This is a genomic window from Terrisphaera buseokensis (genome assembly GCF_047521145.2).
GTDB lineage: Bacteria > Verrucomicrobiota > Verrucomicrobiia > Opitutales > Opitutaceae > ER46.
In genome coordinates this window covers 2,062,422-2,075,393 of record NZ_CM134186.1, presented here as the reverse complement: position 1 = coordinate 2,075,393, position 12,972 = coordinate 2,062,422, and the positions used below count along the sequence as shown (strand labels likewise).

Sequence of the window (12,972 nt, the reverse complement as noted above, 5' to 3'; positions counted from 1 at the left end):
GCGCATTGCCGCGGCCGGGCGCCGGTGGAACCCCTTATACCGATCGCTGCTTGCTTTTGGACTTCTGGATCGATCGTGGGTACGAGCGCCAGCGAGTGGCCGAACTGCCACTCGCTGGCGCTCGTAGCCACGCCTAAAGTCCAAAAGCAAAGAGCGATTGGTATTACGACGCCGCGTCAGACTTTTCGTCGCCGGTTGCCTTCAGCGGCGCGAAGCTCCCGTTCTCGGCGGCCTTCACGAAGCCTTCGGTCACGCTCTTCAACTCCTCCCAGCGGCGGCGGATGGTGCGGGCTTCGTCCTTGGAAATGACGCTGTCGGCCGACGCCTTCGCGATGGTGGCGAGCATGTCGGCGAACTCCTGCACGATGTCGTTGGTCGCCGGAATCACGTTGAGCGTGGGCGGAAGATTGTGCGGATTGCGGATGAAGAATCCGTCCGCCTGTTCGCACACCCATTGGGCCACGCGGGTGTCGCCGCTGATGCGAATGAGCTGACCGACGCGCTCGAGCGGGCTGCTCGCGCCGCTGCCGCTGTCCTCCTCGGGCGGCTCGGCCCACTTATAAATCAAGGATAGCGACAGCGCCATGTCGGCCGCGATTTGCTTGGCGCTGGTCTTCTTCAAAACCTCCCTCATCACCTCGTGCGAATGCATGCCCGATGAAGCGTGAACTCACATTAGCGAAACGCAATCCCGCGCGTGGCCGCCCTTACAGCGGCGGGCACGCCGCACAATCACCGGATTTTTTGCGTGCCTAACCGCCCCCGCGTCTGGCTAACTGCGCGTCCCCCTTTCTTTCTCAAATGAATATCCACGAGTATCAGGCCAAGGCGCTCTTCGAAAAGTACGGCGTGCCCGTGCCCAAAGGCGCCGCCGCCACCACCCCGGAAGAATTCACCAACGCACTTTCCCAGCTGCCGGAAGGTCCGACGATGGTGAAATCCCAGATCCACGCGGGCGGCCGCGGCAAGGGGACGTTCACCGACGGCTTCAAGGGCGGCGTGAAATTCTGCAAGACGAAGCACGACGCGAAGGAGATCGCCGGCAAGATGCTCGGCAACACGCTCGTCACGATCCAGACCGGGCCCGTCGGGCGCAAGGTGCAGACCGTGTACTTCACGGTCGCGAGCGAGATCAAGAAGGAGTATTACCTCGCGATCCTCCTCGACCGCGCCACATCCCGTCCGGTCATCGTGGCCTCGACGGAAGGCGGCGTTGAAATCGAGAAGGTCGCGCACGACACGCCGGAGAAGATCCACAAGGTCTTCGTCGATCCGGCCTACGGCCTCGCCGATTTCCAGGTCCGCGATTTGATCTTCAAGCTCGGGTTCACGGGCGTCGAGGCGAAGAACGCCGGCAAGCTCATCCGCAGCCTGTACAACATGTACTGGGACACCGACGCCGCGATGGTTGAGGTGAACCCGCTGATCACGACGCCCGCGGGCGACGTGCTCGCCCTCGACGGCAAGGTGTCGTTCGACGACAACGCCCTCTTCCGTCACCCGGAGATCGTCGCCCTGCGCGATCTCAACGAGGAAGACCCGAAGGAAATCGCCGCCTCGAAGTACTCGCTCAGCTACATCGCGCTCGACGGCAACATCGCCTGTCTCGTCAACGGCGCCGGCCTCGCGATGAGCACGATGGACATCATCAAGCATTTCGGCGGCACGCCGGCCAACTTCCTCGACGTCGGCGGCGGCGCCTCGAAGGAGCAGGTCATTGCGGCGTTCAAGATCATCCTCGGCGATCCCAACGTGAAGGGAATTCTCGTGAACATCTTCGGCGGCATCATGGACTGCAACGTGATCGCCCAGGGCATCGTCGAGGCGGTGAAGGAAGTCGGGCTCAAGCTCCCGCTCGTCGTCCGCCTCGAGGGCAACAACGTCGTCGCCGGCAAGGCGACCCTCAACCAATCCGGCCTCAAACTCGTCAGCGGCGACACGATGGCGGACGCCGCGCAGAAGATCGTGAAGCTGGTGGCGTGAGGCCATCGGCAGTTGAGAGCTGAGAGTTGAAGGTTGAGAGCAGTGGATCACCCAACGGAATCCCGCTCTGAACCCCGGACCGGCTCTCAACTCTCAGCCCTCAACTCTCAACTCTGCTCCCACCCACCATGAGCATCCGCGCGAAGGAAATCGCCTTCTCCTGCTACCCGGTGACCGACTTCGTCCGCGCGCGCGGATTCTACGAGGGCGTACTGGGCTTGAAGTCGACGATGCTTTACGGCGAACCCGGCGGGATGCAGTGGGCGGAGTACGACATCGGCGGCGGCACGTTGAGCATCGGTTCCGCCCCGCAAATGAAGCCGAGTCCCGACGGCTGCAGCGTCGCACTGGAAGTCGAAGACTTCGACGCCGCGATCGCGCAGCTACGCCAGCACCAGGTTCGCTTCCGGATGGAGCCTTTCGAAAGCCCCGTCTGCCGGATGGCGATCATCCACGACCCCGACGGCAACTCCCTCCTGATCCACCAGCGTAAGACACGCGCCTGACGGCGCAGTTGAGAGCTGAGAGTTGAGCGTTGAAAGACCCAATCTTCAGAGCCCTCACCTCTCACGTTCCTGCTCCCGTCCCTCTCAACTCTCAACCGACAACTCTCACCTTTTTCCGACATGGCCATCCTCATCACTCCTGAAACGAAGATCCTCATCCAGGGCATCACCGGCGAATTCGGTGCACGACACACCCGCCTGTCCCTCGACTACGGCACCCAGGTCGTTGCCGGCGTCACCCCGGGCAAGGGCGGCCAGTTCTTCGAACACGGCGCGCACAAGGTGCCGATCTTCAATTCCGTCGCCGAAGCCGCCCAGGCCACCGGCGCCACGGTCTCCGCGATCTTCGTGCCGCCGCCGTTCGCGGCCGACGCGATTCTCGAGGGCGTCGACGCCGGCCTCGATCTCGCGGTCGCCATCACCGAGGGCATTCCGGTCCGCGACATGGTGCGCGTGAAGCGTGCGATGCTCGGCGCCAAAACCCGCCTCGTCGGCCCGAACTGCCCCGGCCTCGTCACGCCGGGCACGGGCGAAGGTTCCAAAGGCGGCTGCCGCATCGGCATCGCGCCGGGCTACATTCACAAGAAGGGCCACGTCGGCGTCGTCTCGCGTTCGGGCACGCTCACGTACGAGGCGGTCTTCCAACTTACCTCGAAGAACATCGGCCAGACGACCTGCGTCGGCATCGGCGGCGATCCCGTCAACGGCACCTCGCATCTGGATGTCATCAAGCTCTTCAACGCCGACCCCGAGACGCACGGCATCATTCTGATCGGTGAAATCGGCGGCAACGCCGAGGTCGAGGCCGCGCGCTGGATCAAGGCGAACTGCAAGAAGCCGGTCGCCGGTTTCATCGCGGGTGCCACCGCTCCCGCCGGTCGCCGCATGGGTCACGCCGGCGCCATCGTCGGTGGAGCCGAGGACACCGCCGCCGCCAAGATCGCCGTGTTCAAGGAATGCGGCATCGAAGTCGCAGTCACGCCGTCCGACATGGCCGACGCCCTGCTCCGGGCCGCGAAGGCCAAGGGTGTGACGCTCTCGTAAGCGATCGTCGAAACGTCTGATCGAAGCTAGGGCGGCTTGTCCCCAAGCCGCCGGCCTCGCCGTTTTGAACTCCGCAATGCGGCGCGTGAGAGAAAACGTTCCAGCTGAATCCGGCTGCCGCGGGAGCGCAGGCCTCCGGTGTGCTTGCATTAAAATTGCCGGCGCTACGTCGGCGCTCCCGGTGAGCCGCGGTGGCCGATCGATCTCGACGCGGAGAGGCGGCGCGGAATCCGTCCACTCGTCCGTTGACGAGGCAGATTTCGGTGCGTCTCCTGCTGTACCCCTCGCACCATGAACTCTGCCCCACTGCGTGTCGGACTGCTTGCGTTGGTCTCGTTCGTCGGCGCCGCCCGGGCCACGGCCGACTGGCCCGAGTTTCGCGGCCCGACGGGCCAGGGCCTCGCCAGCGCGAAGAACGTTCCCACCCAGTGGAGCGCCACGGCCAACGTCGCCTGGAAAACCGCGCTCCCGGGTGAAGGTTGGTCTTCGCCGGTGCTCGTCGCCGGGAAGCTTTACCTGACGGCCGCGGAGGGCGACGGAGCCATGCCTTCGCTGCACGCGTTGTGCGTCGATGCCGCCAGCGGCAAGCTGCTCTGGAAAGTCGAAGTGATGACCGCTGAGGCCGGCGCCACAAAGGAGTTTCACAAGAAGAACAGCCACGCGAGTCCGACGCCGATCGTGCGTGACGGCGTGATCTATGTGCATTTCGGCCACATGGGGACGGCCGCGCTCGATCTCAGCGGCAAGGTGCTCTGGCGCCAGACCTCCCTCGCGTACGCGCCGATGCACGGCAACGGCGGTTCACCCGCGCTCATCGGCGACCTGCTCGTGCTCAACTGCGATGGCAAAACGGATCCGTTCATCGTGGCCCTCGACGCCAAGACCGGGACCGCGCGCTGGAAAACCCCGCGCCAGACGCCCGCCCGCAACAAGTTTTCCTTCTCCACGCCCCTCGCCATCGAGGTCGACGGCGCAACGCAGATCATCAGCCCGGCGAGCGGCTTTGTCGCCGCCTACGCGCCGCAGGACGGCCGCGAACTCTGGCGCGTGCGCTACGGCGAGGGCTTCTCGATCATTCCACGCCCGGTCTACGCGCACGGCCTGCTCTATGTGAGTTCGTGCTTCATGCGCCCGATGATCTACGCGATCAATCCGAAGGGTGCGGCCGGCGACGCGACCGATACCCACATCGTGTGGTCCTACGCGAAGGGCGCCCCGAACACGCCGTCGCCGCTCGTCGTCGGCGATGAACTTTACCTCGTCTCCGACGGCGGCATCGCGACGTGTTTCGATGCGAAGACCGGCCAGGTGCATTGGAGCGAGCGGCGAGGCGGCGATTTCTCCGCCTCGCCGATCGCGGCCGAAGGCCGGATTTATTTTCAGAACGAGGAAGGTGTCGGCACCGTGCTAAAGGCCGGCAAGGCCTACGAAGTCATCGCCCGAAACGATCTGGGCGAACGCACCCTCGCCTCTCCGGCCGTCGCCGACAACACGCTCTTCCTGCGCTCGAAGTCGCATTTGTGGCGCATCGGAAAGTAGCGGACGCCGCACCGGCGGTGCGGTAACGCGGCTGGCATGATGCGCCGCCAATCAGCGCGCGGACTGCGCAACGAGTTTGATCCGATCACGCGCTCGCATAGGATCCGTGCATCGTGCCACTTCACTCGCCGCGGTCCGATCATAGGACCCAGGATCACTCCCGCCTCCTTCGCTTTGGCCGCTCGCTCGCCGCGACGCTGGCCCTAGGCGCGGCCTTAGGGGCGTCGGCGCAACCGGTCACGGCCCGGCTGGAAATTCCCGTCGCCGAGACGCATGTCGTCGGCGATCCGATCACGCTGACCTGGCATTTCACGAACCCCACCGCGAAGCCGATGGCCTTCGTCTGGGAGGCGTGCTGCCGGTTGAACGGCCGCCTCATTGTCAGCCAAGGCGGCGTCGACCTGCCGCCCATTCCGCCGGGCCCGGCCGCCGCGCATGCGTTTGCCAAGCCGGCGATCATTCTGCCGGGACGCGAGAACGCGTTCGAATCGATGCTGGCCGACTGGGTGTTCATCACGCGCACCGGCCGCTATCAACTCCGCGGGCGCTATGTCGGCGTGATGCCGGAACAGAAGCCGCCGTATCCGCGCAGCGTTGAACTCTGGCGCGGCGAGGCGGACACGCCGCCGGTCGCGGTCGAGTTGGTGAGCGTGCCGGACTATCTCACGCAACGCGACGCCCGGAGCGCGCGGCGGGGCATCGAGGCCGCCGTCACCGGTCCGGACCGACTGCCCGCGCTCGGCGCCGCAACCTTTCACGTGCGGGTGCGGAATACCGGCAAGGAGCCGTTGCCGCTGACCTGGCCGCTCGACGCGGATCTCTGGCTCGTCGACGACGCCGGCATCCGCGTGTATCGATCGCCGAACAAGCCCGCGGGAGCCGAGCAGGTCACGGTCCTTGCACCGGGCGCCGATCAGACGTTCCCGTTTCCCGTGGCCGCCGCTGATCTCAATGGCGGCGCCTTTGGAGCCTATCAGGTGTTCATCGATTTTCCCGCGCGTCCCGGACTGGCGCGCGTGCCCGCGGCCGCCCATCGCATCCGCTGGCAGCTCGGCGCGTCCGAAACCGTGGCGTTGCTCAACGCCGCCGCCGCCGGCACTACTACGGCAACGCGCAACGCACCGCTGCTCCTCGTGCGCCGTTATCTGGCCGCGCTCGAACCCGTGCTGGCCGGCCTGCCCGACGACTCGCTTTCCCCAGCCGCCGCGACGCTGCGTCGCCAATTGCAGGTCGCGGCCACGCTGCGCACACTGCCCGCGACCGCGGGTCGCGTTAGCCTGCGGATCGACGTTCGGCCCGGCGGCACGTGGCACCTCGCCGAGCCCTCCGTGGCCGGCAGCGTGTCCGGCACGCCGGGCGAACAACTGCAGGCGCTGGTCGGTGCGCGCCGCCACCTCGGCCTCGAACTGGCAACCAACGTGCGACCGACGGCGGGTGTCACGGTCGGCGATGCCGTGAACGCGTCGACCTCCATTGCCGCCGCGAGCGCCGACTTCGCCGCGCCACCCCGCCTCATCGCGGACGCCGCGCCCGGTGCCGTGTCCGGCAGCGTGGCGTTCACCGCGACGCCGCCACCGGCGAATCTCGTGCTGCGCGTCACCGGCCGCGCCGACGCACTCAAGGTCACCGCCGCGCGCCAACTTCCGGCCCCCGGCGCAGCCGCGAGCCTCGCCGCGCCCGCTGCGTTTGGCGCGCTGGCCTACGCGCCGCTCGCCGATGCGGTGGCGTTGGAGGCTTTGCTCAACGATGGAAAACTCCCTGCGCCGCAAGTCGTGATCGTAGCCGACAGTGCCATTCGCTGGTCCGCGCTGGCGCCGTGGCTCGATGCGTTTCTCCGGCGCGGTTGGCAAGTGGACCTGACCGTCGCGTCGAACTAGCGCCAGCGTTTCAAACGAAACTCGCGCGCGGCTCCGTGCCGCATACGAGGGGATCTGCGCGCGAAACGCCCTCGCGTCGATGTTTCGCGCCTTGCCGCGCCGCGGGCACTTCGACTTAACGGAGACATGGACTCCACCCCGCGCTTCCTGCTGCTTCTTACCTTTCTGACGCTGCCGCTCGCGGCGGCAACGGCCCCAAAGGCCCCGGCCCCGGACATCTCCCGCCTCGATCCGGCGATGGGCGTGAACAAGGCCGCGGCCGCCAACCTCACCTGGCACGACGTCACCACCTGGGGCGTCGAGGGCCGCGAGTGGGGCAACGAAGAGCGGCTGCGTTGGTTCGATCGTTTTCCCGCCGCGGCGCAAAAGACCGTCACGCCCGCCGTCTGGAGTCTCAGCCGCGACAGCTCCGGCATGATGGTGCGGTTCAAGACCGACGCCACGTCGATTCACGTGCATTACAAGCTGCTCAAGGATCGCATCGGCATGCCGCACATGCCGGCGACGGGCGTCAGCGGCGTCGACCTCTACGCCCGCGACATCAACGGCAAGTGGCGCTGGGTGCAGGTGACCAAGCCGGACAAGCAGGAAGTGCGCGCCGAGATCATCAAGGATCTCGCGCCCGGCTACCGCGAGTATGCCGCCTACCTGCCGCTCTACAACGGCGTCGAGTCACTCGAGATCGGCGTGCCCGCCGGCTCCAAGTTCGAGGGCCTCGCCCCGCGCGCGAAACCGATCGTGTTTTACGGCACGTCCATCACGCACGGCGCCTGCGCCTCGCGCCCCGGCATGGTGCACACCGCGATTCTCGGCCGGCGTTTCGATTCGCCCGTGGTGAATCTCGGCTTCTCCGGCAACGGCCGGATGGACACCGCCGTCGGCGACTACCTCGTCAAGATCGACGCCAGCATTTACGTCATCGACTGCCTGCCCAACATGCAGCCCGCGCAGGTCACGGAACGCACCGTCCCGCTCGTGAAACAGCTGCGTGCGGCCAAACCGAATACGCCGATCGTGCTGGTCGAGGATCGCCGCTTCACCAACGACTGGATCACCCCCGCGAAGGCGAAGTTCCACACCGACAACCACGCCGCGCTCAAGGCCGCGTTCGAGACCCTGCAGAAGGAAGGCGTGAAAAACCTGTACTACGTTCCTGGTGACGCCCTCTACGGCACCGACACCGAGGGCGCGACCGATGCCTCCCACGCCAGCGATCTGGGCTTCATGCGCCAGGCCGACGTGATGGAACCGATCCTGCGCACAGCATTGAAACGGTGATTCACGAGGTGCCTGAATGTGGGCGGGGGCTCCCAGCCCGCTTTCCTCCCGCTGTGTCCGCACGTCTCGCGGGGTGAGGTCGCCCCCGCCTGCTACAGAAACAAAAGCACGCCTGATCAATCCTTAAGCATGAACGTCGCCGGCCAGCCCATGCGGACGATCTGGCCGACGGCCGACGGTACCGCCGTCGAGATCATCGATCAGACGCAACTGCCCCACCGCTTTGTCACCACGCGTCTCACGACGCTCGATGACGCCGCACACGCGATTCGCGCCATGCTCGTACGCGGCGCGCCGCTCATCGGAGCCACCGCAGCGTGGGGCCTGTGGCTCGCGTTGCGCGCTGACGCCTCGGACGCGGGCCTCGCTCGGGGGCACGCGACACTGGTGGCGACGCGTCCGACCGCGGTGAATCTGCGTTGGGCGCTGGACCGGGTGCGGGCGCACGTCGCGCCGCTTGCCTCGCCGGATCGCGCCAACGCCGCCCGCCGTCTCGCCACCGAAATGTGCGTCGAGGACATCGCCCTCAATCGAGGCATTGCGGCAGCCGGTCTGCCGCTGATTCGCGCGCTCGCCGCCCGCAAGCCGGCCGGCGCCCGCGTCAACGTCCTCACGCATTGCAACGCTGGCTGGCTCTGTGCGGTGGATATCGGCACGGCCACGGCGCCGATTTATGCCGCGCACGATGCCGGCCTGCCCGTCCATGTCTGGGTCGACGAAACCCGTCCGCGCAACCAGGGCGCGAGCCTCACGGCGTGGGAACTGCTCAATCACGGTGTGCCGCACACGGTCATTGCGGACAACGCCGGCGGCCACCTCATGCAGCACGGCGAGGTCGATCTCGTGATCGTCGGCACCGATCGCACCACCTCGACCGGCGACGTCTGCAACAAGATCGGCACCTACCTGAAGGCGCTCGCGGCGCACGACAACGGCGTGCCGTTCTACGTCGCGGCGCCGTCACCGAGCATCGACTGGACGCTCCGGGACGGCCTCCGCGAAATCCCGATCGAGGAACGGTCCGCGCGCGAAGTGTCGCACCTCAGTGGCCTGCTGCCGGACGGATCCGTCGCCACGATCGCGCTCCTGCCCGAGGGCAGTCCCGCGGCGAATCCGGCGTTCGACGTGACACCGGCGCGGCTCGTCACCGGGCTGATCACCGAGCGCGGCGTGTGCGCGGCGACGACCGAGGGCTTGCGCGCGCTTTTTCCCGATCTCGCCAAGTGAGCGGCGAAGGGGCTTCCCGGGTTAAACTGGGGAATGCCTCCCGCAAATCACGCGAACGGACGCGAATTCAGAGGTGAATCATACCAATCGCTCCTTGCTTTTGGACTTCTGGATCGATCGTGGCTACGAGCGCCAGCGAGTGGCCGAACGACCACTCGCTGGCGCTCGTAGCCACGGCTAAAGTCCAAAGGCAAAGAGCGATTGGTATCAAACCACGCATTGATTCACCCACGTTCATCGCGGGATCGGTTGATCGGCCTTCGGCTCATACGCGTTCGTTCGCGTTCGTTCGCGTGATTCGCGGGCAACGCGTGGTTGCTCGGGCGCTCGTTGCCACCCGATTTTCAGTTCGGCCGGTCGGACGAGTCAGGTCGTCACTTCACGCAACACCACCGCGCGCTCACGCTTGAATTTCAGCCGCACGCGATCGAGCCACAGGTAAACCACGGGCACGGTGTACAACGTGAGCAGCTGGCTCACGGCCAGGCCGCCGACGATCGCGAGGCCGAGCGGGCGGCGCATTTCCACGCCTTCACCGGTCGCAAGTACCAGCGGCAGCGCACCGAGCAGCGCGGCGATGTTGGTCATCAGGATTGGACGCAGCCGCATCACCGCCGCCTCGAAGATCGCCTCCTTCGGCGTGAGCTCATTGCGCCGCTCCGTGGCGATCGCGAAATCGATCATGAGAATGGCGTTCTTCATCACGATGCCGATCAGCAGGAACAAGCCGAGCAGCGCGATCAGGGTGAACTCGGTGCCGGTGAGCCGCAGCACCAGCAGCGCGCCCAAGCCCGCCGACGGGAGCGTCGACAAAATCGTCAACGGATGGATGAGGCTCTCGTAGAGCACGCCGAGCACGAGATACACGGCCACGAGCACGCCGAGGATGAGGAACGGCTGGTTCTGCAGCGTCTTTTGAAAGGTCTGCGCGGAGCCGGACAGGCGCGCCTGGACTTCCGTCGGCAACATGATCTTCGCCATCGCCTGCTCGATGGCCGCGAGGCCTTCCTCGAGCGACACGCCTTCGGCGAGGGAGAAACCGATGTTTTCCGAGGCAAACTGGCTGCGGTGCCGCACGCGGTCCTCGACCAGCGCGTAATCATAACGCGTGAAGGCCGACAGCGGCACGCGCGATCCGTCAGCCGCGATGACCTGCACCTGCTCGAGCACGGCCGGATCCGCGGTGAACTGCGGCTCCAGTTCCATGATCACGCGGTATTGGTTCAGGCGATCGTACAGCGTCGCAATCTGGCGCTGGCTGAACGAACTGTTCAGTACCTGCGAAATCATCTGCATGTCCACGCCGAGCCGGCGCGCCGCCTCGCGGTCGATATGCAGCGTGACCTGGGACGAGCCGCCCTCGGTCGGTGTATCGACGTCGACGAGTTCCGGGAGGTCGCGCATCGCTTCGGAAATCTTCGGCAGCCACTTGCGGAGCAATGACACCTCGCCGGCCATCAGCGCGAGGTCGTACGACCCCGACTCCGACGTGCGCGGCGCGTCGATGTCCTGCGCGACGTAGGAATACAACTGGCCGCCTGCCACGACAGGCGCGCCGGTGCGCAGCCGGTTGACGACGTCCTGGGCGGAGACGTTGCGCTCCTTGAGCGGCTTCAGGCGCACCATCATGCGGGCGTTCTGCAGGCCCGACTGGCCGCCGGCGGAACCGATGACATCAAGCACCGCGGGATCCGCCATGACGTGCTTCCGGTATGTCTGGATTTTCGGCTCCATGAGCTGGTACGAGAACGCATCGTCGCCGCGCGCAAACGCGAACAGCTGCCCGGTGTCCTGCGTCGGCAGAAACCCTTTCGGGATTTTCACGTACAGTGAAACATTCAACGCGATTGTCCCAATCAGGATGATGAGCGTGAGCGTCGCGTGGCGCAGCACCCAGTCGAGCGACTGCGAATAGAAGCGTTTCACTGCATCGAAGGCCGCATCGGTCTTGTTGCGGAACCAGCTCGGCGGGCCCTCATCCTTCTTGACCAACCACCGCGCGCACAGCGTCGGGGTCAGCGTCAGTGAAATCACGAGCGACACCAGCATCGCCGCCGCGAGCGTGATCGAAAACTCCCGGAAGAGCCGCTCGACCAGTCCGCCCATGAAAAGAATCGAGATGAACACGGCCACCAGCGAAAGGTTCATCGCCAGCAGCGTGAAGCCGACTTCACCGGAGCCGCGCATCGCCGCGCGGAAGGGTGACAAGCCGCGCTCGATGTGGCGCGTGATGTTTTCCAGCACCACGATGGCGTCGTCGACCACCAGACCGGCGGCGACAATCAGCGCCATCAGCGAAAGGTTGTTCAGCGAGAAGCCGTACAGGTACATGATGCCGAACGTACCGATCACCGAAACCGGAATCGCAAGGCAAGGAATGAGCGCGGCGCGCGCGCTGCCGAGGAAGAGAAACACCACCAGCATCACGAGTCCGGCCGCAATGACCAAAGTCTTCTGCGATTCATAGAGCGTCGCCCGAATGCCGGGCGATCGATCCATCACCACTTCAAGATTCGCGTCGGCCGGAATCAGCGCCCGCAACGTCGGCAGCTGCTTCGTGATCGCGTCAATGGTCGCGATCATGTTCGCACCGGGCTGGCGGCTGATTTGCAGCAGCACCGCCGGCTGATCGTTGTGGAAGCCCAGGCTGAAACGATCCTCGACCGAGTCGCTGACCTTGGCGACATCACCGAGCCGCACGGGCGCGCCGTCGCGGTAACGAATCACGAGCGGCATGTACTCCGCCGCGCGCCGCAGCTGCGGATTGTTGATCTGCACCTCCCAAAGCCGGTTGCCGTCCTCGACCGTGCCGCGCGGCCGCAGCGAATTGGTGGTGCTGATCGCGCGGCGCACTTCGTCGAGTGCGATACCGTAATGGGCCAGCGCGTGCGGATTCAGCTGCACGCGCACGGCGGGCAGCGAACTGCCGCCCACCGAGACTTCGCCGACGCCCGAGATCTGCGCGATCTTCTGGGCGAGAATGGTGGACGCCGTGTCGTACAACGCACCCGGGGCGAGATTCGGCGAGCTCAACGCCAGCGCCATGATCGGCGCGAGCGAGGAATTGGATTTCCGGAAGGTGGGATTGCCGGGCATGCCCGCCGGCAGCTGCCCGCGCGCGGCGTTGATCGCGGCCTGCACGTCGCGGGCTGCGGCGTCGATGTTTCGACCCATCGCAAACTCCATGTAGATGCCGGCATTGCCCTGCCGGCTGTCCGAGTAGATACCCGTGACGCCCGCGATGCTGCCGAGCGCACGCTCGAGCGGCGCCGCCACGCTCGCGGCCATCGTCTCCGGACTGGCGCCCGGCAACGACGCGCTCACGCGGATCGAGGGGAAATCCACCTGCGGCAGCGGCGACACCGGCAACAGCCCGTAGGCCAGCGCGCCCACCAGCACGAGCGCGACTGCGATCAGCGAGCTCGCCACCGGACGGCGGACAAACGGGCGGGAAAGGTTCATCGCGCGGTCTCCGTAAAGTGGCTACGAGCGCCCACGAGTGGCCGACAGGAACGCAC

At 66.0% G+C, this 12,972-nt stretch carries 9 protein-coding genes; 7 read left to right on the top strand and 2 right to left on the bottom strand.

The genetic code is table 11. The features are described from left to right. Positions 1–163: 163 nt before the first annotated feature. Positions 164–652, bottom strand: coding sequence for a phage regulatory CII family protein (locus ACLJEU_RS07545; RefSeq protein WP_414661995.1), 489 nt, complete (start codon positions 650–652; stop codon positions 164–166). 149 nt (positions 653–801) lie between these two features. On the opposite strand from ACLJEU_RS07545, the gene sucC reads away from it, so the two are divergent. The 7 genes from sucC to mtnA all read left to right on the top strand — a co-directional run bounded on the left by sucC (position 802) and on the right by mtnA (position 9,454). Beyond that, positions 802–1,983 carry an ADP-forming succinate--CoA ligase subunit beta gene (gene sucC / locus ACLJEU_RS07540; RefSeq protein ID WP_414661994.1) on the top strand — a complete coding sequence of 394 codons (1,182 nt, stop codon included), beginning with the start codon at positions 802–804 and terminating at the stop codon, positions 1,981–1,983. Between the two features lie 128 nt (positions 1,984–2,111). After that, on the top strand, positions 2,112–2,489 hold the full coding sequence (locus tag ACLJEU_RS07535; protein ID WP_414661993.1) for a VOC family protein: 378 nt from the start codon (positions 2,112–2,114) through the stop codon (positions 2,487–2,489). A gap of 120 nt (positions 2,490–2,609) precedes the next feature. Then, the gene (gene sucD, locus ACLJEU_RS07530) at positions 2,610–3,533 is read left to right on the top strand and encodes a succinate--CoA ligase subunit alpha (protein ID WP_414661992.1); all 924 of its coding nucleotides are present in this window, start codon (positions 2,610–2,612) and stop codon (positions 3,531–3,533) included. Between the two features lie 291 nt (positions 3,534–3,824). After that, on the top strand, positions 3,825–5,072 hold the full coding sequence (locus ACLJEU_RS07525) for an outer membrane protein assembly factor BamB family protein (protein ID WP_414661991.1): 1,248 nt from the start codon (positions 3,825–3,827) through the stop codon (positions 5,070–5,072). Positions 5,073–5,185: 113 nt separating this feature from the next. Then, the gene (locus tag ACLJEU_RS07520; RefSeq protein ID WP_414661990.1) at positions 5,186–6,949 is read left to right on the top strand and encodes a hypothetical protein; all 1,764 of its coding nucleotides are present in this window, start codon (positions 5,186–5,188) and stop codon (positions 6,947–6,949) included. 126 nt (positions 6,950–7,075) lie between these two features. After that, positions 7,076–8,227 carry an SGNH/GDSL hydrolase family protein gene (locus tag ACLJEU_RS07515; RefSeq protein WP_414661989.1) on the top strand — a complete coding sequence of 384 codons (1,152 nt, stop codon included), beginning with the start codon at positions 7,076–7,078 and terminating at the stop codon, positions 8,225–8,227. Between the two features lie 129 nt (positions 8,228–8,356). Continuing rightward, the gene (mtnA, locus tag ACLJEU_RS07510) at positions 8,357–9,454 is read left to right on the top strand and encodes an S-methyl-5-thioribose-1-phosphate isomerase (protein WP_414661988.1); all 1,098 of its coding nucleotides are present in this window, start codon (positions 8,357–8,359) and stop codon (positions 9,452–9,454) included. 366 nt (positions 9,455–9,820) lie between these two features. Here mtnA and ACLJEU_RS07505 read toward each other — a convergent pair whose 3' ends face one another. Continuing rightward, positions 9,821–12,916, bottom strand: coding sequence for an efflux RND transporter permease subunit (locus ACLJEU_RS07505; RefSeq protein WP_414661987.1), 3,096 nt, complete (start codon positions 12,914–12,916; stop codon positions 9,821–9,823). Positions 12,917–12,972: the final 56 nt, after the last annotated feature.